Source organism: Cellulophaga sp. F20128 (genome assembly GCF_023015805.1).
Lineage (GTDB): Bacteria > Bacteroidota > Bacteroidia > Flavobacteriales > Flavobacteriaceae > Cellulophaga.
Genome location: NZ_JALKBA010000017.1, coordinates 41770 through 67483, shown reverse-complemented (window position 1 = coordinate 67483; position 25714 = coordinate 41770). Strand labels below are relative to the sequence as shown.

Genomic DNA, 25714 nt, shown 5'->3' with positions numbered 1-25714 from the left:
TTTAAATTGTTACAGGTCTAATCCACATGCAATGTCCGCCGCCAGGAGCCATTTTTGCAGTGATAAGTTCCCCTTTAGAAACGATTTCTGTTATTACGTTATACGCTTCAGGGTTGGTTTTACAATGGGTTTCTGGGGTGTCTTCGTAATAGGTTACGCTATACTTTTGGTCTTCTTTTAAAAAGTCCAACTCTATTTGGAGCGTTCCCCCTTTTTGGTTGTACACAGAGCCTATAAACCATTCCTCGCCATGGCGTCTGGCCGTAGAAATGTATTCTCCCATTTTAGCATGGAGCACCTTGCTTTCATCCCATTTCCCGACAGGCATTTTCTCAATAAATTCAAAAAGATCTGATTTTTCCCTATAAGCTTCTGGAGCATCTGGGATACAAACGAGACCACTATAAATAATTAGAGTTCTGGCTGCTTCTGAAGCTACCGTAGAGAAATAAGAGTGTTGTTTTTTAGGTCCTTTTTGCCTGCTCCCATTGTTGATTCCTATTAAATCGAAATTTCCATTATTCATATCCAAGGGGCCTTGAATGGCGTTAATTAAAGCCATTTTTATAAAGGTTTCCGGGGTAAAAGCCCTTCGGGAATCTTGTTGTGCATGGCAGTATTCTTTGGTTATCGCATTTGGGTAGGTACGTTCTATACCGGTAAAAGGTACTGGAGAATCATGGAAATCTATCAATAAATGATTTTCTGCACTATTCTGAATGGCAGCAGAAGTAAAGGATACATTGGTCCCCATAAAGCCATATTTAATGCCACTCATCCCTAGTGATTTGTAATAAGGAAACAAGGCTTCATCACCATAACTGCCTTTGTGCCTATCGTAATACAGGATTAATTTTACGCCTTTGTCATGCGCGTATTTGGATACTTTTTCAATATCGAACTTTTCAGAGATTTCAAAATGACCTTTGGTAACTTTGGTATACCAAGAATCGTCTATTAGAAAATATTCGATGCCTTTTTCCGCAGCAAAATCGATAAAACGGATATAACTTTCCGTGTCAATACCGTAGGTAAATCCGTCTTTAGTGGTATATCCATGTACTCTCCAATCCCACATAGTTTTACCTGGTTGTATCCATGAAGGATCTGCAATTTTGTTTGGTGTTGCCAAATTTAGAGGAACGGTATTGGTAACCAAGTCGCCGGGTTTGTCATTAATCAGAATAACGCGCCATGGCGTTGTCGTTTTCTCAGCTGTTAATTTTGTTTTATTTGAAGAAATAAGAGCTTCTTTTGCTTGATCGTACGTAAATTTAATGACCCCAAATTCTGGCGCTACCACCAAATCTGATTCCAAAAAAGATAAATTTACTTGAGCTGAACTTTCAATAACTAATGGCATCATTAGTTTCGGTTGCTTTGCTAGGGCGCCTACTTCGGCAATGGAGCTTGGACCAAAAGGAGTACCTTCTCCGGCTGGACAATACAAAATATCAGTGCTGTTTAAATTGTATTCACAATAAAAGTTGGCAGGAGTCCCATTAGCATATCCTTCCAATTCATATCGAAATCCAATACCATTGTCATAGGCCCGTGCATACAACTTTGCAGGTATCCCATCTAAATCTATGGTTACTACCAATTCATTGTAATGATTACGTATTTCACTAAACTGCCCCCAAACAGGCTGCCATGTAGTGTCTTCAGAATGCAAGGAAGAGCCCAAAATTTTTGCAGTTGGCCGCTCGGCTAAAATGGAGAGCTCCGAAGCATGTACGAGCTGTTTTCCTTCAGAAGAAAGAGCATAGCTAATTTTACCATTGTCATTACCCATAACAAGGGATACATTGCCATCAGGAGAAGTCACGGTTAAATTGGGTACTGTAGTTGTACATGCATTTAGTATAAAAATGACTGCAGAAAGTAAGGCGTAGCATCTTAGGGTTGGAAATGTTTCTAGTGCTAAATTAAATTTCATGTGTTTTACTTTTATCTTTAAACTGTGTGTTAATTTTTTTGAATTGAACATATGCTTTTATGCTAATGTCAATCGGTTTCAATGTTTGTATGAGGCAGCTTACTAAAAAGATTTTTTCCAGCGTTTTTTATAAAGGCTTTGATGGTATATTTCGATTTTTTTGCCAAGTCCGAATTGGAAACAAACACCTCAAAAGTTTTTGATTTTTCGGACATGTTTCTTCCGGGAATCAATTGTTCTTCAACTGTTAAATAAGATATGTTTTCTATTTTAACCCCATAAGAATAGGCACCATCCAAAACAATATTCTTAAAGCCAATCGTAAACAAAAAGCCATGTTTTAGTTTTTCAACCGTTTTTATTTCGATGTTATATGCCGTATCTGAACTGAATAAGGTTGCGGTATTCGGGTAAAAATTACTTTCGCCCGCAGATGTTTCTGCTTTGACAGTATAGTAATATACCTTGTCCTTTTCAATGACAGTATCCTGATAATTGGTGGTTTTAATTCCACGTGCTATGGGTTGATAGTTATGAAGCTCCTCTCCTCTGTAAACGGTATAGGTTGTTTCTGGATGAACAGAGTCTTGAGCAATCCACTGTACAGTCGCGCTACCGTCCAATTCCCGTATGGCTGAAACATTTCGCGGACTGTAGGGTACTTTTTTAGAGACCACCAGACTTCTTGGTTTTGAAAAGGTTCCAAGCCCAAGACCATTGTAAGCAGCAATTTCAAATTGATAGGGGATCCCGTATTCCAATCCTTCAACTCTATATCCAAAAACATTATTGGCCTCAACCAATGTTTCTTTAGCTGTATTTTGGTTTGTGTATTTAAGGGTATAACCAGTTGCGTTTGCTACACTTTTCCAGAATATAGTGGCCGTCGTATTTCTTTGAGCCGTTTTAAATATTTCTGGGGTTTCTGGAAGACTAATTTTGAGGTAAATCTGATTTGAAGTTTTACTTGGACCTTGTTTGTTTGCAGCAAACATTTGAAAATAATAGGTCGCATTGCGATCTAGTTTCTTAAGCTCAACTGAAGTTGTGGCCGCATCTTCAACCTTAATTTGTTCCTTCAGATGCTTAGGGTTCTTTCCATAAAGGATAGTGTAATTTGTGACGTTTTCAATGGGTCCCCAGCTTATTTTAACACTTTCAGGCAATACTTCACCTTTGTAAATTGTAGGTACAGCAGGCTTTGTTTCCAATTGCGAAGGCCATTTAGCAACAGTTACACTAAAGGCAGGAATGTTTATTGTACCCGAATTAAAAACAGCTTGTTTTATTTCGGTATTTTGTACGGTAAGCGAATCCGCAGTAATATAGTTTACTTCTATTTTTTTTGTCAAGGGAAGACCGTCTATTAGTACATCAAATGCTTTAGAATCTTCTGTTCTATTGGTAAACACAAGATAATCGTACCCATTAATGCCGCGATATGCCTGCGCAAAGAAAGCTGTTTCTATGGCATCTTTTAGACCTGGAGCTTCAAATCCATTGGTAACTTTTGCCTTAAAAATATAATCCGAATTATTGGTTACCTCGTGGTACATCTGGTAGGCTTTGCCTTCTAGGGTTCTGTGTATCCCCGTTAAAATACCATCTGTATTCAAGGGCTGGTTGTTTTTAAAGGCAGCTTCAATCTGGGAATTTATGTTAATTTTTGGGGTGTATTTACTGCTGACTTCATGTGCACCAACATACCAAGTATTGGTATGTTGTAATTGACGCATAACGTATTCAATATTATAAATGCTAGAGTAGATACCGTTTAAAGGCTTGTTCCAAACGCCAAATTCGGTTATAATCATAGGCACATCCTTCCAACTGTAGGCTTCAATTTCTTCCATGGCATTTGGAGAAGTTGCTTCAAGTAGTTTGGTGTTAGCACGTTTGTATGCGTTTTCTACCGATTCTTTTTTACCGGTATGTGGGGCATAGGAATGTTTAGAGAATACATTCCAATACGCACCTTGTTCTTTTTGATAGGAATTAATTTCTTTCATAAACCCCCAAATTCCATCCCAGGTATTGTTTAAGGCAACTAAGGCATCTGGGAATATTTTTTTAATGGCGTCTGCATGCGGTTTCATTTTAGCTGCATAATCATAACCGTTGTTCCACCAATAGCGTTCTCTATGGGGTACATAAAAATAAGGTTCGTTGCAAAACTGCCAAGTTGCGACTTCAATATTATTATTTTTACAGAATTGAGCCAACTCGTATGTCATTTCTGGTGTTTCAGTAAAACCATTAATTGTCACAATTAATTTTCCGTTTATTTCACTCAGTAAATCATACAAATCAATAATGCGATGTGGACCTTTAACTTCTGTAAATCGATAGCCTTTTAGGTATTGTTTGGGATGATCAAACATCATGGCGTAATCTAAATCGTATTGCCCCGTAGCACTGCTAAATGCATCGCCCATAGTGCCCGAAAAATAACGAAGCCAGCCGGGTTTTAATTCGTGTACTGCTTGTCTAAAATCTGGATGTAGATAACTCCAACTTTTGTCTGCGATACGCACATTAAATCCGCTAGAGCCTATTTTAATGGCGTGCCCTTTTGTTGTGTTTATTTGTATTGTTCCCTTCTCATTTTGAGCTAGTGAAAGCTGTAAAAAAAGACCTATACACAGGAGTGCAGTCATTTTTTTTGTCGTGACTAAAATGCTGCTAATCCACATTTAAAAATGTTGTTTGACCAAAAGTAAAGACTTCTGATGGTGTTCTTGCCTCTTGTAAAATAACTTCAATTTGTTTTACTATTTCTGGAAACTTCGCAGCAACATTGTTAGTCTCTCCTTTGTCTTTTGACAAATCATAAAGCTCTAATGGGGCATTTGGGTTTTTAAGGACATTGTATTTTACTGCTTTCCAGTCGCTCATCCTTACGGCTTGTCGCCCTCCCTTTTCATGAAATTCCCAATACAAATAGGCGTGCTCTTTTTGATTCTCTTTTTCACCTAAAAGCTCTGGTAAAAATGATATGCCATCAATATTCTCAGGGATTTGTTCCCCTATTATATTTGCAAATGTTGGAAAAATATCCCAAAAGGCAGAAATGTGATCCGATGTACTAGCAGCTTTTACTTTTCCTGGCCATTTTACAATCATAGGAACGCGTATTCCTCCTTCATACAAGTCGCGTTTTGTGCCTTTAAATTCCCCATTACTATTAAAATAATCGGGGTCAGCGCCACCTTCTCGATGCGGTCCGTTGTCTGAAGTAAAAATGATAATGGTATTGTCTGCAATGCCAAGTTCAGAAACTTTATCCATAATCTCACCCACTTGCTGGTCTAATAAATCTATCATTGCTACAAAAGCGGCGTGTGATTCTTTTTGTGATTTATAGGCGCCGTTTTTTAATTGTTCATCACTACCATTTGCCGTAAAAATTTTTTCGGGTAAAAACTTATTTCTATATTTTTCCATTAGTGCTTCTGGTGCCGCTAATTCGGCATGTGGAATAATAGAAGCTACATATGCAAAAAATGGTTTGTCTTTATTGTCTTCAATAAATTGAATGGTTTGTTCGTGAATTAGGGTTGGCGCATAAATTTTATTCGCCAAATTTTCATTTTCTTTAAGCACTATAGAATCCGTATTGGACCATAAATGATCTGGATAATATTTATGTCCTAACCGTTGGCAATTATACCCATAAAACCGATCAAACCCTTGGTTCATAGGATCACCTTCTGAGCCCGGAAAACCCAAGCCCCATTTTCCAAATGCCCCTGTGGTATAGCCCGACTTTTTTAAAACCTCTGCTATGGTATAGGTGTTGTCTGGGATAGGATGTTGGCCTTCGGGTTGAATCTCTTTATTGCCTCTTACTACAGTGTGGCCCGTATGCATGCCTGTTAAAAGGGCAGAACGAGAAGGAGCACAAACGGTGCTTCCAGAATAATGCTGTGTAAATAACATCCCTTGACTTGCTAATTTATCTATGTTGGGCGTACTAAATTTTTCCTGGCCATAACAACTTAAATCGCCATAACCCAAATCATCTGCTAGGATGTAAATAATATTAGGTTTCGCAATATTCATGTTGATTTCTGAATTCGCCACTTGATGTGCATTCTCTTTTTTTGATAAATTGCAAGCACCAAAGAGCAAGGTAAAAAGTGCAATTGAAAATTGAACAGTAATTTTATTCATACAAATTCTTTTATTTATTTAAGTTTATATAGAGCGTCAACAGGATAACAATTACACAAAAGCTTAGCTATCAAAAAGTTGTTGCTAGGAATTAAAGTAGTGTAAATATTACCATCGCACAAAATCAACAGTATATATCTTACAATATTGGGTGAATTTATTATTATTTAGAGAACAGGATGCTTTGTTATTATTTTAAAGCTACCTATTCAACTGCTAGCATTAGGATTTTGGGACCACTTTTTGTCAGGGTTCTTAGTTCAATGTAATTGGCACCTGCATTTAAGGTATGTTGTACAACAGTTTCTTGCCATTCAGTATGCCAGCCTCCGGTTGATTTAAAAGCGATGATCCCCACACTTTTATCATTGATATATAGTTCCATAGGTCTTTCCTTAACATCGTTGGAAGCATAGCTTATTTTTAGTGTAAATAGTCCCTTACTACCATCATTTTCTTGATACCATGACACCTTGCCTTCCTTTCCTTTAAAATCTAAATACTTTTGGCCATTGGAAGCAGTAGCTTCAGCTCCGGAAAATTCAGCATCTACGGCCATCATTCCACCAATGCTTTGGTGTATGGTTTTTTCTTCCTCCCAAGAGAGCCCTAGGTTTTTATCAAATTTTTCTTCCAGATGTATTAGAGTGCTATCCCCGCGAACAACAATAGCCTTAACTGTGGTCCCTAATTCAATAGGAAATGAAGCTATGTATTTTTGGCTTTTGTTGGTTGGTCTTGTTCCATCTAAGGTGTAATAAATAGCATAGGATTCATTTGTTTGATTTCCGAGCAAGGTAATTTTTTTAACATCTATGCTAATGTTTTTAGAGGTTAGCAACTGCTTTTCCCCCAAAATTGCTGCGGTAAGTAGGGAAACACTTTTAGCCTTGTCTCCAATGGCTAAGAACGCTCTAGTAGCTCCCATAAAGGCTTTTTTAGCAGTAATGCCTACATTTTTAGTGGTATCAACGGGATCACCATTTTCTAAGGAAAGGAAGCGAGCATCACCTTCTAGGTGATAGTGTATTTTATTTTCTCCATAGGGATAAAAGGATCCTTTATTATCGACTAAATTAGTAGTTACGATCGCTACTTTATCCGATGTGTTTGTGGTATGTTTATCTTCCAGTTGAAGCTGAATAGCAGCCGGACGCTGAGCGGTAATTTGTTTTGCTAACACAACTTCTTTGCCGTCAATATACCCTTTAGCAATCAATTCACCAGCTTCCCAAGGCACCATCCATTGGCATTGCATCTCATCCCATTTTGTGCCTGGCGTATCCTTGCCAAGGGAACGTCCATTTAAAAACAGTTCTATCGTATCACAATTAGAATATACCCAAACTGGAATTTCAACTCCTTTTTCTAGGGTTGGATGCGTCCAGTGTGGGAGTATATGAACCATTGGCTCCGAAGTCCATTGACTTTTATAAAAATAAAAAAGGTCTTTTTTAAATCCTGCAACATCTAAAGCTCCGCCCATAAAAAGGCGAAAAGGCCAACCGCCGTGCACATAGGCTGCTTCGCCATAATAATCAAAACCTGTCCACCGAAAATGACCGCTAAACCAAGGTAAATCTCGCATTAACTCCCAATTTTTTCGAGCCGAAATACGTACCATAGCATTGTCGTAAGACGAATTAAAATGCTGCTTTCCATTGCGTTGATTGGCCTTTGAGGCCCATTCATAATGAAATACTTCCTTCTCTGTTAAGTCTGCTAATTCAAAAGGCTGTTGCCGTTTATTAGGGTAACCATCTCTAAACCACGATTTGGTTCTGTAATACCCGCGCGTTTGCCAGGTATGTGGGGCTTCAGTAGAAACAAATGGTTTGTTTGGACGTTTTTTGTTGAAAAAGCCGGTTTTTTCACTACCTCCGTTAACACCAAAAACATCCATATATTCAGATGCACTATGGCCAGATGTAACTGGTTTGCTTGGATCTAAGGTATGACATAGGGCTACCAATTCTTTGGCGATATCCCCTCGGGTTTCGTTGCCAACACTGTAAATAATTATAGAGGGATGGTTTCTATTTCGAACTAACCATTCTGTCATGTCTTGTTTCCAATAGCCGTTAAATGCTTGTTTCCCATAGTCTTCTGGAGCTTTTTTACTCCATCCATCAAATAGTTCATCCATTACTAAAAGCCCTAGTTCATCACAGAGGTCATAGAACATTGGGGGAGCGGGGTTGTGGGCAGTTCTAATCGCATTTACTCCCATTTCTTTTAATAATCCTAATTTCCAGCGCAGCAAAGGTTTGGTCCAAGCGCCACCCAGAGGCCCGCCTTCATAGTGCTCGCTAACTCCTAACAATTTGGTTATTTTCCCATTCAACCAAAATCCAGATTCCGTTTTCCAGTCAATAGATCTAACCCCTAAACTGGTTTTAACTTCATCAATAACCTTACTTTTAAGAATCAATCTACTTACGACCTTGTATAAATAGGGTGTTTCTGTACTCCACAAAATTGGATTTTTTATTTTTAACTCATTATTGAGTGTTTTGGCTGTCTTAAATCCTTTAAAATCTTGCCTATTTTTAGCGACAATTGTTCCGTCTGCCGCTAGAATGATGGTTTCTAAAACACCTTGTGATGTTGATGTGTTCGTGGTAGCTAAGGAAGTTTCTACATGTACTATGGCATGATCACTGTTAATTTCAGGGGTAGTTACATATACGCCATTTGGGGTAATAAAATCTTTATTTGTAACTATCAATCGCACTGGAGCATATATTCCGCAAGGATGGTACCAACGAGCAGAGGGTTCAAGAGAATTGTCAACTCTGATGGAGATGGTGTTTTTACCAACTTTTAAATACTTTGAAATTTCATAACGAAATGAAATATAACCATAGGGGCGTTTGCCTACATAGTGCCCGTTAATCCAGACTTCACTATTCATATAGACACCGTCAAATTCAATAGTTACTAGCTTTTTTTCCCAGCTTTTTGGCATGGATATATCTTTGGTGTACCAGCCAATTCCTCCGTCAAAATAACCCCCATTGGCGCCTTGTGCTCCATTTTTAGATATTCCCTTTTCAAAGGCCCAATCATGTGGAATTTGAACGCTATTCCAGCTCGATGAGTTGAAATTTTCCTCTGAAAATTGCGCGTTATCTTGAAGGGTAAATTTCCAATCAGCCTTTAAATCGATTATTTCTCTTTGCCCGAATAGGGTGGTGGAGCTAAGAAGTATAGCTATGAATAGTGCAAAAATTAATTTAAATTTCATGTGTTTTGCTTTTTTATTGAAGCCGTATAGTACTTCCATTTTTAGGAAATAGGTTCTGATTTTTAGAATTAAAACATTCTTATCAGTTGTCAAATTACAATGGGTAGAAACAAAGTAGTGTAAATTTTAACAGTATACAAAATCATCAATGTATATCCGACAATATTGGGTGGGTTTATTATTTTTTGACACCAATTGAAATTGGATTTCAAAAGTTAGGTGACAACTAGAATTGTGCTATGATTTACTTTTTTTTGTGTTTAGGAAACAACACATTGCCTATTTTTTAATGAGATTGATTGGGGATAGTTTTTAAATTTCACAAAATATTTAATTTATATCCTATTAATTTATCGAATTTAGAGGCGTATTAGAAATCATAAACCCATCGTTTAGTTTTTTTTGAAACTAAATCATCGTATCTAATAAAGTTTAAACAAACAGAATTTATAAAAAAGAATCAACATGAAATTGAAATTCACTTACTTCCTTTTACTAATTTCCTTATTCTTTTATAATTGTAAGGAAAAAGAATATTCGGAAAAGATTTATGACAAACCAGTAATTGTAAAAGAGGCGCCTTCTGATTTTCTCTCCCCAGAGGAAGCTATGAAAACCTTTTACCTGCCTGAAGGGTACAAGGTAGAATTGGTGGCCAGTGAACCTATGATTGATGAACCTGTGGCCATTGCATGGGACGGAAATGGCCGTATGTATGTTGCCGAAATGAATACCTACATGCAGGATGTTGATGGTACAGGAACCAATAGATCTATCAGTAAGATAAAGTTGTTGGAAGATACCAATGGGGATGGAAAAATGGATAAGAGCACTGTCTTTATAGATAGCTTATTATTACCTCGGATGATTTTGCCTTTAGAAAATGAACTTATTGTTAATGAAACCTATTCCTACGATTTATGGAGTTATAAGTATACCGATAATGATGGGGTAGCCGATAAAAAAGAACGTGTATACTACAACCCAAACCGAAGAGGCGGAAATTTAGAGCACCAACAAAGTGGACTACTTTGGAATCTAGACAATTGGGTATATACTACCTATAACCCTGTGCGTTTTAAATTCAAAGGAGGGAAAGTCGTGGTAGATTCACTCGATAATATGCCTAGCGGGCAATGGGGTTTAACTCAGGATGATATGGGGATTATGTATTATTCAAGGGCTGGTGGTGAAGATCCGGCCTACGGCTTTCAACAAGCTGCTGTTTATGGCGATTACAATCCAAAGGGTAGGTTAGCCGAAGGCTTTATGGAACCCTGGCCAATTGTAGGTACACCAGATGTTCAAGGAGGTCCCAAAAGACTACGGGATGATAATACCTTAAACCATTTTACGGGCGTAGCAGGACAAGAAATCTTTAGAGGGCATAAATTACCACCATCTACCTATGGCGATTTATTTATTCCAGAACCTGTAGGGCGCTTAATAAGACGCGCTAAGGTAAAAGTTGAAGATGGTAAAAGAGTACTTTATAATGCCTATGAGAAAACCGAATTTATGGCATCTACCGATTTAAATTTTAGACCCATTATGGCTAAAACAGGGCCAGATGGCGCCTTGTATATTGTTGATATGTACCGCGGTATTATTCAAGAAAGCAACTGGACTAAAAAAGGAAGTACTCTTAGGCCAGTCATTATTAGAAAAGAATTGGATAAAAACATTGGAAAAGGGAGAATCTACAGAATAGTGCATAAAGATATCACTCCAGATAAGAAACCGCAGCTTTTGGGTAAAAAAGCAGCTGATTTATTATCGTATTTAGGCCACCCCAATGGTTGGTATCGCAACACGGCCCAGAAACTAATTATTTTAAAGAATGATGTAACAGTGGTGCCTGAATTAATAAAAATAGCTCAGGATAACACTTCTATTTTTGATGGAATTTTTAATAGTAATAAGGATTTAGGAATAGAAAGAGTACATGCTTTATGGACGCTAGAAGGACTAGGAGTAGTTGATAAGGGGCTTATTATTGAGAAATTGTCAGATGAAGATGCACGCGTACGTAGAACAGCAATACGTTTAAGTGAAACCTTTTTAAAATCTGGAGATGACGCTATATTGTCTGAATTGGAAAAATTGATTGATGATACCGATATAGAAGTTGTAAATCAACTAGCCTTAAGTTTAAGATACAGTAAGGCCCAAGAGGCCACCAATATTTTAAATATCCTGGCCGATACATTTTCGGAAAATGAAGTTGTGACACATGCTGTACAAGAAAGCCTAAAAAAGGATGATTCGGAATTGGTAAAACTAAAAGAGTTGATTTCTAATAGGGGGCTAGGAGATAAAAAAAGTGTGCTACGAGGGTACGATTCATACAAACAGTTGTGTGTTACCTGTCATGGTCCAGATTTAAAGGGTCTACCTACTGAAGATGGTTCATTAATAGCGCCTACCTTAATTGGTAGCCCGAGAGTTATGGGTGATAAAACAATACTGAGCAAAATAGTATTGAATGGATTAATAGGTCCCGTAGACGGAACTGATTATGGAATAATGATGCCTTTAAAAGCCAATAGTGATTCGTGGATTGCAGATGTATTAACCTATGTTAGAGCAATGAACAATGAAGGCGGAGTACATAAAAATGTGGTTCGAGATGCCCGAAAAGAATCAGAGGATAGAGAAGATTATTGGACTTTAGAAGAATTAGAAAAGTGAGAAATCCAAGAACTTAGATTCAATTCACAAACAAAGGATTACAATTAATAAAAAAGCCTAAAATTAAGTTTTTAGGCTTTTTCCTGAAAAGGGAGATTACCCGCTCATTTTTTATTTATAAAAATCAAAATTTAACAGATTAAAAGCATCCAAAGCTGCGGCCACATCGTATTTGCTAGTGTGTTTTTATTTTAGAAGCTTTAAATTTTAACAAACTAGTAGCCAATAATTTAGATATTTTTGCATAACTTAATTACTAATGATTTTTTAAATGAAAAAGAAGGCTTATTTCTTATTATTTTTTATCGGTTACAACATAACCTTATATAGTCAAAAAGGACTCCCTATGCATGTAGTCGATTCTAAAATACATCCCTTAGTTTCTCTCACAAATTCCAACTTACAAAAGGGTTTAGAAAAAGAGCTCAATGCCAATCCAGAGTGGAAAAATTTAATCGCATCCAAGAAAATGGCGGTGGGGGTTGTAGATTTAAGCAATCAAGACGAAGTGAAATATGCAAGTGTGAATGGGAACCATATGATGTACGCGGCAAGTTTACCAAAAATCGCCATTTTGTTATCTGCTATGGATGCCTTTGAAAAGGGAGAACTTAAAGAAACGCCTACTATTAAGAATGATATGCGTTTAATGATTAGTAAATCGAACAATCAGGCTTCCACCAGAATGATTGATAGGTTGGGTTATCAAAAAATTGAAAGTGTTATGACAGACCCTAAATATATGTTTTATGATGAGGATAAGGGTGGTGGATTATGGGTTGGTAAGCGGTATGGCGGTGGTGGTGATACTAATCGAGAACCATTGAAACACTTAAGTCATGCTGCTAGTGTCATTCAAGTTTGTCGGTATTATTATTTACTGGCCTATGGTAAGTTGGTCAATGAAAATAGATCAAGACAAATGTTAGATATTATGGGAGATCCAGAATTACACCATAAATTCGTAAATACGGTTGAGAAAATTGCGCCCAATGCAAAATTGTTTAGAAAATCGGGCTCTTGGAAAAGCTATCATTCCGATTCTATTTTAGTGTGGGGTAATGAACCTAGTAGGCGCTATATTTTAGTAGCATTAATTGACGACGAAAATGGGGAACAAATAATTAGAAATTTGATTAAACCTGTTGAAAAAGCTTTAAAAATGAAAACTACAAGCACTAAGAGTGGATTGGTCATTAATTAATACTTGATAATCCTATAAATGAATACTTATCAAAAAGGAATGCATTAATTTTGCGATGGAATTCTAACACCAAGATTTCCATCTAAAATTAAAGGTTGAAATTGTCACAATTATATGTCAATTAAAAACACGCTGAAATTATATATTCTTAAGGTCTTTGATTTAAAAGAAGAAGAGTTAACAAAAACCCTTCTCCTGCAGGCTAATATTTTTATTATTATTACGGTATTACTCATTGTAAAACCTACTGTAAACTCACTTTTTCTCTCAGAATTAACATCAGAAGCCTTGCCTTTGGCTTATGTCTTCACCGCCATACTAGCTATTGTGGGGTATCATTTTTATGACAAGGCTCTAGAACGTTATGCTTTAAATATCATCATAGATAGAACCATCATTGGATCAGTGTTTTCCCTTGTTTTGTTTGCTATAGCTTTTAATTTTAATCTTGCCAAGGGCGTTCTGCTGTATATACCCTATGTTTGGGTCGCTATTTTTGGATTATTAACAGCATCTCAGTTTTGGATTTTAGCCAATTTGGTGTACAATGCAAGAGAGGCAAAACGTGTATTTGGTTTTATTGGGGCAGGGGCCATTGCTGGAGGCATTTTTGGGGGCTATTTAACCTCCTTATTAACTAACTTTTTAGGCACAGAAGATTTATTATTTGTTGCCGCAGTATTACTTATTGGTTGTATTCCCATTACAAGATACATTTGGAAAAACGAAGTTGTGAAGTTAAATTCATTTCAGCTTTCCTTGCGCGCGAGTCCCAAGGGGGAATCCCCCATTAAATTAATAAAACAATCCAAGTTACTTAGTTTAATCGCGGTAGTTATTGGTATTAGTGTCTTAATTGCGAAACTCGTTGATTACCAATACAGTGATTACGCATCAAAATTAATTCCAAATCAGGAAGATTTAACCGCTTTTTTCGGCTTTTGGTTTTCTACACTTAGCGTTATTTCTCTAATCATTCAATTGTTTTTAACCAAGCGTATTGTAGGAACTTTTGGTGTTGGAAAATCATTGTTATGGTTGCCATCAGGGATTCTTGTGGGGTCTATTCTGCTGCTAATATTACCGCAACTTTGGGTCATAGTCTTTATAAAAATAATTGATGGCAGTTTAAAGCAATCGGTTAATAAAGCAGCAACGGAGTTACTTTCTATTCCCATTCCTATAGCGATAAAAAAGAAAACAAAAACATTTACTGATGTAGTAATTGACAGTGTTGCTACTGGTTTAGCAGGTTTTATTCTGATTTTTTTTATCAATGGATTGGAAATCTCATCGACCTATATCAGTTTAATTATTATCGTATTAATTTTAGTTTGGTTGTATTTTATTTATCATTTGAGGCTAGAATATATTGTAGCCTTTAAAGCCTTGTTTGATGATGCGTTGGAAGTAAAAAAAGGAAAAGTAATCAAGGAAGAAATTAAAGTTACTTCTATTGTTGAAACGGTAATCTTGGTATTGCATACCGGAAATGAACGGAAAATAGTACATATGCTTCAAAAGACTCTTGAGGTAAAAGACGAACGGTTTTTCTTTGCTATTAAAAATCTTCTACAACATGAATCGCCCGAAGTGAAGACCTTAGCAATTGAAAATTTATACTTTTTAAAGACTGAAAATTTATCAGACATTATTGAGACTATGGTGTATGATGACAGCCAGGAAGTAACAAAATCGGCCTTTAGGTATTTGTTAAAACACTATAAAAAGAATACGGTAGAACTTTTTAATACTTATTTAGAAGTAGAAGACAAAACTATAAAAAATGCGGCTCTTGTTGGACTTTCCCTGGAATTGAGGAACAATACTGTACTGCAAGAGAAATACAGCTTGGAACAACGGATTGAAAAGGCCTTACGCGAGTACAATCAAGAATGGTCCGAGAGGGATAAAGTGCATCGTATGCAAGCCATATTGGAGGCAATTGGTCATGCTCATTTGGTTCGGTTTTATACGGTTATTAAACAGGAATTAATAGCTAAAAATAGCAATGTTTTACAAAGTGCCATTTTAAGTGCAGCGCAAACATTAGACCATCAATTTATTGCACTTATCATTCCTCACTTATCCAATAAAGAATTTAGGAAAGTGGCCACAGATAGCCTGTTTTCTTATGGAGATTCCATTATGGAGGAATTGTACCACATGCTTAAAAAAGAAGTGGTAGATCAAGATGATGTTCCTTTTGTTATTCAGGTAATCGAAAAATTTGCATCTCAAAGGGCGACAAACCTATTAATTAAACTTACGGATGACAGTGAACATATAGTTAAAATTGAGGCTATTGAAGCTTTAAAGCGTTTAAAATGGAAATTCCCAAGTTTGATAATTAAGGACCGCTTTATTGTAGCTAAAATTTTAGATGAATGTTATCTGTACCAAAACACCCTCTCTGTTATTCATTCACAAATTATAATTCAATATAAGAAGAAAACAGATGTTGAAAATAGCAAGCAAGAAGACGAAGCTAGAAAAGCCCTTATTATTTTATTGGAACAACGTCTAGATAGGCAATTGCAACGTATGTTTCGGTTTTTGGGTATAAAATATCCACCTCATGATGTGGACCCCATTTTAAATACCATTTTAAATGGGAAGGAAGAACAGCGGATTCATGCAATAGAATTTTTAGATAACATTCTAGACAAGGAACTTAAAAAGGAACTCATACCTGTAGCTGAATCCATATTGTTTGAAACAAATACAGAAGAAAAGATTAAGAAACTAAACATTAAAATTTTAAGCGAAACAGAATGTTACTACGCCTTGTTAAAACGAAAAGATGCTAAATTAAAGATTGCAGTTTTATACCTTATTGAGCATTCTACCCCTTTACAATTTAATGCATTATTAGACTTTGTAATACAAACAGAAACAAACCCTAAAGTACAAGAACGAGCTCAAGAAATACGCTCTACTGCCGTATAATTTTATCAATACTAGAGGCCAACATCATGTGATCTGTAGCTGAATTTTTTCGCAAAACATTGGTCATTAATACCACAATATAGTTGCAATTGTCAGGGTGCTCCACTATAGCCACGGAATTCATAAAATTTTGGACATTCCCCATATACTTTCCGCAAACTTCGCCTTTACTCCTGTCGCATTTATACAAACTCCCTGATTTAAAATAAACGGCTGCATCTTTTAGGGCTGGGGCTTGCGCATACCTGATACGCCTATCTGTCATATACATAAGGCGTTTCATTTCTAAACTAGACGCAGCATCTATGACAGTTCCTTGTTCTAGTTGTACTAAAAATTTCATAAGTCCAAGAGTAGAGCCAATACTGCCTCCTTTGTCCCCAACATAGGTGTTAGCGCCTCTTGTGAAAAAGCTACCTAGGCGCCACTCTTCATGAGTAATCCCCAATTGGCGTAAGGGCAGATTTACAACATCATTTCCTGAATCTGTCAATTCTTTTTTTGGTGTTGTTTTAAAATATGCGGTACTTTCTTCTTCCGTTAAACTGGGATATTTTTCTCCAAAAGCTTGCATTAGTAGCACCTCGCGCCAAACAATACTTGCTGCACCATTATTGCTTACGGACAGCATATGATCTGCCCATTCAAACAAGCTAAAAACATCGCTAGCGATCACTTGGCGTTTAACTAATTTTTGAGTTTCTATATTGTAAATGGGAATAGTGTGCTCATCAGTTAAACCCCAAACCCCTGCTTTAACCGATTTAGAACGTAATAACTCCAAACGCTTTTCAAAATCGTCCGGATAGATTTTTGCCAATTGATGAAATAACCCCACCAAGACGGCTAATTTACCAACACTTCCTGGCTGATAACCAGCGGTTTCATTGCGTTGCGCATAGCGAATATGATCAAGATCTGAGATGTCTAACACTGCCAAAGAATAACTTTTATCCAAGCCACGAAATAAGGTGTTGATCTCTTTTTGAAAACTTTCATCAACTTGTAAATAACTGTCTACCGTAGCACCTTCTTTAGAAGTGAGGTTTAGTTGAATATCCATAAAGGATTTTAAAGCCCCTTCAGGAAGTTTTGTGGCATCTTTAAGTTCTCCACTTTTAATGAGTTCCAAGCGCTTTAATCGCTTAATACCTGTATGGGCATAACCATCAATAGGATAGTAATGTATGGTGGTAAATGCAGTACAGATTAAAATTACGGTAAAGATTATCCCAATTTTTCTCATCTCAATTTATATTTTTTTCGCAAGCGAAATTTCTTTGTTTTTATTTATTTTAGGGGTAATAGATTCCAAATAATCAGAACTTAATGCCTTTTTGTTTTCAACAAATGGTCTAATTTGAAACAACCAAAGTTTATTGTTTTTAAACCCTAACTCTACATCATAGGCCCCTTTATAATCAGAATGTGTTTCCTTTGGCAGTATGTCTCGGATGGTATTTGCTAAATTGTGTATCTCATCAATATTTCCGGGATTAAGTATGGGTTCCTCAAAAGTAGCCACCATTTTAGTTGTACCACCCGTTATTGGTAACCTATTGTAAAAAGTTTCTCGCGCCGGTGCTAAAAACCGTGTCCCTCCTTGATTTTTTATCAAATAGGTTTCGGCAGACTGCCCATCAACCGCGCCCCCAGCTCCTCTACTAAAAGCTACGGTGAGGTCCTTGTCATTGCCATTGTTAAGTCCTTTTGTTATTAAAACCCCCGAATAATCTACATCTACACTTGGAATAACCAAAATTGAAGGAAATACATTTTCTGGATTTAACAGGTATTTTTGACGCCATTTAAAACTCCGTTCTGTGTAGGGTGATGCCCATACTGCCTTGATACCTTCTATAATTTTGTCTTTGTTGGCCACATTAAAAAGGGTTAGATTTAAGCCGGCACCCGTAAAATCTTTAAGGTCTTCCATATTGGTATCACTTCGTAAAAATACAGGGGTATCTCCTAAATTTTCGCCTAAAATGGTACTAAAGCTTTCTTCCAATTGCTTTACAAACTCAGGTTTTAAGGTAATTGCTTTAATGGCTTCCCGCAAAATCTCCAACTGTTGTAGTTGATAATTTTCAACCTCCATCTCATGAATTCCTACAACCCGCATGGCTTCCGCTTTCGAAAACATAGTGTTTAAAAATGTCCAATATGATTGTTCGCTATTAGGCATTGGTAAATTCATATGTTCTTTAAAAATTCCAAAGGGGATCACTAAGCCTTCAACAACTTTCTCGGGAAATAACTTTTTTAACTGACCCAAATTCGCTGCCTTAGGTCCACAAAGTTTCCCAGAATCATTGGCATCTACGCTTCTTAAATTTAAGATGTTCGTTTCTGTTAAATTAATCTGCTCAACTGGCACCTCAATTTTTTCGGCATTGCGTTCTTTATTCACAAAAAGTAAGCGCTCCGTTTCTGTCATCTCACTTTCGGGCTTTATAATAATATTTCCTTTGTTTGATACGGCATAAAAGACACGGGATCCATCATATTTTTTTAAATTTTTCAAATTAGCATCAGATAGTGCTGCGTTAGGGATTCCTAGATTGCGCGCCAATAGTTGCACATGAGATACCATATTGCCTTCAGACACCGTGGCAATACCGGCAATTGGTTTTAAATCTGCTGGTGGGCGTTGAAATATATAAATCTGATCAGAAGATACTTCTATCTCATCCGGAGAACCATCAACTACAACCAATTTACCAAGGGCATAGCCGGGATTAAGGCCACGAAACGAACTTTGGTTGCTTACATCCATAACTTTGTTGGTTAGCGAGGATTCTTCAGCAATAAAATCGCCTAATTTTCCAACGCTTTCTCCCAGCTGTAAGGCAATAGAGCCTCTAATTTTATCATCGATAAAGCCATAGGCCTTGGGTTCAAAACCCGTATAAATATCTACCGTGTTCTGATAGTTAGCTTTGACCATTGAAGAACTCCACTCTACCAAGCTTCGTGCATTTTCTAGGACTGTGGTAAGCTCTTCCAATGTTAAATTAGTAGCAGTGGCTAATGGAGCATTTAAATTGATTTGCTCCCATTCATGTATTTCTATATAACCAGATCCTACAGTAGCCATACCTAAATAACAAATTTTAGTCAACATTTGCTGAAGATTTTCAGGCTGCCATTGTGGGGCATTCTTATAAATAATTTCTTCTAGTTTTAAAGTCAAATCCAGCAATTGTAATCGCGCTAAAGGTCGCTTTTCATCAACAATGGATGCTCTTATCTGTACCAATAGTTCTGCCGTTTCGGGAATGAGATCAGCCGGAACACTATTTTCAGAATTTCCTGAAATGTAAGATTGAATCTTTTCTCCAAGGGATGTGTTTAGATACAGGGATGACGAACCTATCAGTGACTGTATTGCTATGGGTTTATAAAATGTAGCCATAGTCTTTATAAGTTCGTCCATTTTAAGTAGCACTCCATTAGATAGTTGTGCCTTGTACTTCTCTTTAAATGCTTTAACGGAGGTTATATCGCTACTTTCTGGTCTACTATGAATTTTGACCCGTACATCCATAAATGGTAAAAATTCATCTGAAATCACTTTAGACTGACTTCTAATGAGTTGCGATAAATTATCATCCCCATTGTGTGGAATGTCTTTTAAAGATTGACGAATTAAAAAATAATTACGCTTTACAAAGGCATCATCTTTTAAAAGCCATTTGTAAAAATCAATACCCCAGGCTTCCTCGTCTTCAGACTGAATGGAACCCCTGTAAAACTGCCCTTTTTCATTGATCCAACCATTATCAATGGTACGTAAATATCTATCCAGTTGATACTGTTTTAATCGAGAGTGGTTGTTTTCAGCATCCCAAAATTCTTCCTTAGACGTAGAGGCTAAAATTTGCCCTAAATAGATTTGATTGGACTTTGATAATTGAACCACCGCATCCTTATACCGGGCGTGTTGTACTCCAGGGCCTATATTGTCAGGACAGGGATCTTTCGGTTGTCGTAAACTACCATCTGTACAAAACCATCGAATATCTTTATAGGGACCTCGACTATCCTTTTTGTATTGAAGTATTTGTTGCGAAATAGCCTCATTATTCAATTTTTGAGCGAAGCAATGACCAGTAAAAATGATACCTATAAAACTAATAAGAACTAACTTTTTCATCATACGACTTAATATACTATAATCTAGCAAAATTAAAGCCAAATTAGATATTAAATGATATTATTTTTGCCCTATTAAAAATCGTATCAAAAGAGCACCCCAATTTTGTTTTAGAATTTTTATGGGTATGGTTAGGATTACATGATTATCACTATTTTTAGGACTACTAAAATCTAAAGCAACACGGATTACAAAAAGTAGTATGACGCTTAGTATTGCAAGTTTAATTCTGTGATTTTTTATTTTTATGTCAATTAAATGCGTAGAAGGATTTAAGTTTTAAAGTTTGGTGGCGAAGAAAGAAGTGAGTTTCTGGGCATTAATTTAGGTTAGAGGGATAGTTCAACTGGTTTTCCCGTTTTTACAGACGCATCACATGCAAGTGCAATCCGCAAACTATTTATAGCATCGTTTATAGATTCCGAAAGGTCTAGATCTTCATGAATAGACTTGAGGAAAAAAGCTTGTTCCCGGTTACATAATTCCTGGTGATCTGGTTCATCTTCCAAATCAATCCATTGATCCGCTTTAATAAACGCATTGTTTTCATCTAGTTCGGCATAATGGCAATGTAGCGATTCCGTTTTTGTATGTGCATCTACCGAATCTGAATTGCCTGTAGCACTTGCTTTCTTGGCTACAATGGATACCGATCCATTGGGACCAATGACATCTTTTATAAAAAAAGCCGTTTCACTAATCATAGGTCCCCATCCAGCTTCATACCAACCTATGGAACCATCTTCAAAGCGAAGCTGCAATTGGCCATAGTTATAATTGTCTTTAGGAATATCATTGGACAACCTTGCGCCAATGGCCGATACTTGTACTGGTTTAGATCGTGCCATTTGGCACATAACATCGATATAATGCACACCACAATCCACTATTGGGCTAAGGCTGTCCATTAGATTGCGGTGCACATCCCACATTCTCCCGTGGCTTTGTTGGTTGAGGTTCATTCGCATTACCAAAGGTTTACCCAATCCGTGGCTTAATGCAATAAAGCGCTCCCAAGAAGGATGGTATCTAAGAATATAACCAACGACCAACTTTTTATGGTATTTTTTGGCAGCCTCGGCTACTCTCATTGCACCAGCTACTGTATCGGCCAAGGGTTTTTCTACAAAAACATGACTCCCCATTTCTATGGCCTTAATAGCGTAGTTCTCGTGGGTATCTGGATAGGTAGAAATACTAACAGCATCTGGTTGCGTCTCTTTCAAAGCAGTTTCAAAATCATTGAAAAGCGTATAAATACCCCCTAATTTCTTGTTCAATTCCACCTTGCTATTTCCTCTTGATACTAGACCACATATGTCAAATCCATTTGATAGGTGATAGGACATGGCATGGGATGCACCCATATTACCACAACCAACTACTAATACGCGAATTTTCTTGTTTTTATTCATAAGTTTTAGATTAATGCTTAGTCAAATATACACTTATTAGATGCCCTCAAATCGTTAACTTTCTTAAGCTTTACCCTATCCTAAAATAGTAAACATTCAACACAGAAATTCAATAATTTAGTATAGGGCGTCATTAAACCCTGAACCAGCTGCTCTACTTTAACACCATTCTAATGAAACCGGCTCCGAATCATAAATGGTTGTATTCTATTGTCATTTTAAGAAAATAATGAAAACACTATATTTATGATATAGGGTGTAAAAATGGCTGTTAAAAACCCATTGATACACATGGCCAATCCACCATATGCTCCAGGTAGTTTTCCTTCATCTAGTGCCCTAGCCGTTCCAATACCATGAGAAGCAGTCCCCAAGGCAGCACCAATGGCATTTTTGTCCTTTATACCCAAGGCACGTAAAATAGCTGGACCAAAGGCATTTCCAAATATGCCCACGGCTATCACTATACCGGCGGTGATGTAGGGAACCCCGCCAATACTAGTAGAGATTTCTAATGCTATTGGAGTTGTAACAGATTTTGGGGCTATGGATTTTATAATAAATTCAGGGGCACCTAATACAAGGGCTATAGTGCTTACAGAAATAATACTTAGAGTGCCTCCGATCAATACAGCAGATACAAAAGGCCATATATTTGCTTTTATTTGCTCATATTTCTCATAAAAGAGAACTCCTAGAGCTACCACAGTTGGTCCTAGTAGAAAACCTAAATATTGACCTCCAATATTGTAGGCTTCAAAATCAATTTTAAAAATGACAAGAAAACAAATAATGGAAACTACTGAAAGTAAAACAGGATTAAAGAGAACAAATTTAAATTTCCGGCTTATGATTTTGGACCAATGAAAAGCCAAAAGTGTAATAAAAATTCCAAAAAAGGGTTGCTGATAAATTTCACTCATTCTTGCCAAATTTTTGAAGAACGATAGCAGTAATATAAAGTGTTAGAATGGTGCTTAGAACCGTACCCACAACAATTGCAATCCAATGCATTTTTAGAATGTCATAAAAGGCCATGAGACCTACGCCATAGGGTACAAAAAATAAAACCATATACTTTATAAACTGGTCAGAAGCTGGTTTCACATCTTTGAGTTGAATAATTTTAAATTTTAATGCAATAAAAATGGCAACCATACCTACAATATTGCCAGCTATTGAAAGGTTAAAAAGGTAGACAATGATTTCGCCAATGACCAGGAATAAAAATATATATAAAACGCCCTTAAACATTTTTTGAATTTATTTTGATTAATTAATGTAGAATAATAGCACTTGTCAATTGCCAAAAATAGCATATTAATCCTATGATGTACGGAGGTTTGTTCCATTTTATGCTGTTAGTATTCCTCGTTTTATTCACTTAAAAAGTATTGGTTTAATGTTTTACAGCACTATAAATAAATGATGGGCATTATGCAATTTTACACTAAAATATTTGACTTTAAAAATATTTTAACCTCATAGATATACTTTCTGTACAAGCAAGTTTATACATCTAGGGGATCGGGGTGTCTATTAGAAAAACAACGGGTGCTAATAACAGCTTTGTGTTGCCAATTTTGATCTATTGGATACTTGGATATCAAGGATATTCCTTAATGTGTTTCCCTTCATAGTTCCTAGCCCCCTTTTTGATAAATTGCAAGCCGCTGTCCAAAGCTTAAAGAAACTCCTTACTATTTCAGGGAATAGAAGCGTATCTACGGATATCTAACTTAGAGTCACCTTGCTATGAACTTACCTCATTCTTTGTTTTCTTCTCAAATTATTTATTTGAGATAATTTCGTTTTTCTTTCGCTTTGATGGTTTTTTCCATTTATCCAGTCCATCTGTCAGCCATTTTAGGGAAAAGCTTACATAAGGATTTTTAGTATACTCATCTTGCTCAAAAAACAAGCCGATATCTCCATTTTTTAAAACGGTCATTGAAGAGTAGGCTGCGCTTCCAGAATAGATGGTTTTTCCGGTAGACCATGTCATTCCTTCATCATAACTAATACGGACCGTCATATTCATTCTTCCTTTTTCCATTTTTGCATTTGAAAACAGCAGTCGATTTTTCTTAAATCCGTCTTCAATAGCGGTATATCTAATGATACTGGCATTACAACCAGGGTCTATTAGTTCTGGTTCTTCAGTTGTAGTCCATGTTTTGCCTTCGTCTGAAGAACGGTGAACATAGCGAAGCCCAGCCTTGTTTACGCGCGCATTAATCATCCAAGTCCCATCCACAAGTTCTATAACTTTAGATTCATCGGCTGGCTGAATAGGAGTGTCTATTAAATACCAAGATTTTCCATGGTCGTCACTGGCAAATAAATGGAGGCCGCTATTTAGATTTACCATAGTATGCAAGAGCTTTCCATTCCTGGTTTGTATTCCTCGGCCAGAAGTAATAAATTTAAAATCGTTATGCCATGCCTCTTTGGCAATCTGACTCGTGATATCTACTGGTTGTGTCCATGTTTTACCGTTATCAGAACTTTTAACCATTTGAAAATAATATACATCCTTCGCTTTGTCTAAATCCATATAATTGTAGAACATGAATATTTCTTTAGTGTCCCGATCTAGGATCATAGAGGGGTCGGAGGCCGACTGTCCAAACGGTAAATTTACCACGGTTTCTATAGCGGTCCATGTCTTCCCATTGTCATTACTTCTTCTAATCACAATATTGATATCCTTACTCCACTTCAGATCGCCACAGCCTGGTACGCGCTCATCTATGGCAGCAATGAGATCTCCATTAGAGGCAGTGATGATTGCAGGAATTCTAAAGCAAGCGACTCCATCTACCACTGCAGCATTAAATAAATCTTTATAAACAATTACCCCATCTGCAATTGTATGGGTTTCTGTCTGTCCCTGTAGGACGATGCTAGTACAAATAAACAGCCCGATAAATATTTTTCTCATATCCATTATTAAAATTTTGTTGTTCTTACTCGTAAAATTCCTCCAAATCCGTTTGATGCAATTCTTCTAAAAACGCAGCTATATTTTTTGTTGAGAGGTCAAAAAATAGCTTCCCTTTTTCTTTTGTTGCTGCTTTAGGGTTTCCAACTCCGGTATCTTGGGTTACTTTGGTCCACTGGCGTTGGGCTTTCACCCACCCTTGTTTAAGGCCTTCTATTTTAAATGACTTTGCAGATCCCGATCCCGCTTCAGAAAGGGGTAATACCAATTCTGGAGTTAAGTGCATGACTGCTGCGGTTTCAAGTTCACCTGCGTGATCCCCTGGTTCATCAAAATAAGCTTTTGGGTCTAAACTAGCCCACCAATTTAAGGTACATACAAATACCTTGGGAAAAGCTACACTTAATTCTCTTATGATTTGTTTAAAATCGTTGCCTCCATGGCCATTTACAATCACTAGTTTAGTGATGTTATGGGCATTAAGAACCGCTACAGTATCCTTTAAAATGGCGTATTGGGTACTTGGGTTTAAATTCATACATAGCTTTACATCCATTTGCCCCGTATTAACGCCAAACGGAATAGTAGGTAATACCACTACTTTTACACCCTTTTCCCAAGCCAAGCTTGCGCTTTCTATTGCTGCGTTCTCTGCCAAAATGTTATCTGTAGCATATGGCAAATGATAGTTGTGTGCTTCTGTAGCTCCCCATGGTAAGACCGCTACGGAATACTTCGTTCCTTTAACTGTTTTCCAGTTTGTTTCAGCTAATACGTAGGGCCTGGGTTTATTTTTCATAACTATTATATAATATCCATAAAGGTACTATAGTATCCACATCTGATACAAAAGATTGTACCTTTTTCTATTCGATTTTTATTTATTTGATATCTGATGTCTTAGATGAAACCTATTGCTAGGGGAGATGGGGTGGAAGGATTACACCCTGGCCATACAGCTATATCTATCTATACGTTAATAATTTTCCTGTA

General features: G+C 36.8%; 14 protein-coding genes. 3 read left to right on the top strand and 11 right to left on the bottom strand.

The window, feature by feature from the left end; translation table 11 throughout:
• Position 1: 1 nt before the first annotated feature.
• From MWU65_RS14075 to MWU65_RS14060, 4 genes are all read right to left on the bottom strand, one after another.
• Positions 2–1939 (bottom strand): glycoside hydrolase family 97 protein, encoded by a 1938-nt coding sequence (locus tag MWU65_RS14075; RefSeq protein ID WP_247078890.1) that lies wholly within the window; start codon positions 1937–1939, stop codon positions 2–4.
• Positions 1940–2007: 68 nt separating this feature from the next.
• Entirely contained in the window at positions 2008–4596 is a 2589-nt protein-coding gene (locus MWU65_RS14070; RefSeq protein ID WP_247078889.1) for a fibronectin type III domain-containing protein, read from the bottom strand.
• A gap of 25 nt (positions 4597–4621) precedes the next feature.
• Positions 4622–6112 carry an arylsulfatase gene (locus tag MWU65_RS14065; RefSeq protein ID WP_247078888.1) on the bottom strand — a complete coding sequence of 497 codons (1491 nt, stop codon included), beginning with the start codon at positions 6110–6112 and terminating at the stop codon, positions 4622–4624.
• Positions 6113–6317: 205 nt separating this feature from the next.
• Positions 6318–9359: a glycoside hydrolase family 2 TIM barrel-domain containing protein gene (locus MWU65_RS14060; protein WP_247078885.1), complete on the bottom strand. Its 3042-nt coding sequence runs from the start codon at positions 9357–9359 to the stop codon at positions 6318–6320.
• Positions 9360–9824: 465 nt separating this feature from the next.
• Here MWU65_RS14060 and MWU65_RS14055 point away from each other — a divergent pair, with 465 nt between their 5' ends.
• The 3 genes from MWU65_RS14055 (at position 9825) to MWU65_RS14045 (ending at position 16203) form a co-directional block, all read left to right on the top strand.
• Positions 9825–12050, top strand: a complete 2226-nt coding sequence (locus tag MWU65_RS14055) for a cytochrome C (RefSeq protein ID WP_247078883.1) — start codon at positions 9825–9827, stop codon at positions 12048–12050.
• Positions 12051–12321: 271 nt separating this feature from the next.
• Entirely contained in the window at positions 12322–13254 is a 933-nt protein-coding gene (locus tag MWU65_RS14050; protein WP_247078881.1) for a serine hydrolase, read from the top strand.
• A gap of 114 nt (positions 13255–13368) precedes the next feature.
• Positions 13369–16203: an Npt1/Npt2 family nucleotide transporter gene (locus MWU65_RS14045; protein ID WP_247078879.1), complete on the top strand. Its 2835-nt coding sequence runs from the start codon at positions 13369–13371 to the stop codon at positions 16201–16203.
• Here MWU65_RS14045 and MWU65_RS14040 read toward each other — a convergent pair.
• The 7 genes from MWU65_RS14040 to MWU65_RS14010 all read right to left on the bottom strand — a co-directional run bounded on the left by MWU65_RS14040 (position 16190) and on the right by MWU65_RS14010 (position 25520).
• A complete protein-coding gene (locus tag MWU65_RS14040) occupies positions 16190–17449 on the bottom strand; it encodes a serine hydrolase (RefSeq protein ID WP_247078878.1) in 1260 nt (419 codons plus the stop codon). The genes MWU65_RS14045 and MWU65_RS14040 overlap by 14 nt on opposite strands.
• Before the next feature lie 6 nt (positions 17450–17455).
• Positions 17456–20365 carry a PEP/pyruvate-binding domain-containing protein gene (locus tag MWU65_RS14035; RefSeq protein ID WP_348646039.1) on the bottom strand — a complete coding sequence of 970 codons (2910 nt, stop codon included), beginning with the start codon at positions 20363–20365 and terminating at the stop codon, positions 17456–17458.
• 326 nt (positions 20366–20691) lie between these two features.
• Entirely contained in the window at positions 20692–21777 is a 1086-nt protein-coding gene (locus MWU65_RS14030) for a Gfo/Idh/MocA family oxidoreductase (protein ID WP_247078877.1), read from the bottom strand.
• A gap of 218 nt (positions 21778–21995) precedes the next feature.
• Positions 21996–22700: an LrgB family protein gene (locus tag MWU65_RS14025; RefSeq protein WP_247078876.1), complete on the bottom strand. Its 705-nt coding sequence runs from the start codon at positions 22698–22700 to the stop codon at positions 21996–21998.
• Positions 22693–23031, bottom strand: coding sequence for a CidA/LrgA family protein (locus tag MWU65_RS14020; RefSeq protein ID WP_247078875.1), 339 nt, complete (start codon positions 23029–23031; stop codon positions 22693–22695). The genes MWU65_RS14025 and MWU65_RS14020 overlap by 8 nt, the downstream gene beginning before the upstream one ends.
• Before the next feature lie 535 nt (positions 23032–23566).
• The gene (locus MWU65_RS14015; RefSeq protein WP_247078874.1) at positions 23567–24721 is read right to left on the bottom strand and encodes a sialidase family protein; all 1155 of its coding nucleotides are present in this window, start codon (positions 24719–24721) and stop codon (positions 23567–23569) included.
• 25 nt (positions 24722–24746) lie between these two features.
• Positions 24747–25520, bottom strand: a complete 774-nt coding sequence (locus MWU65_RS14010; protein WP_247078873.1) for a creatininase family protein — start codon at positions 25518–25520, stop codon at positions 24747–24749.
• Positions 25521–25714: the final 194 nt, after the last annotated feature.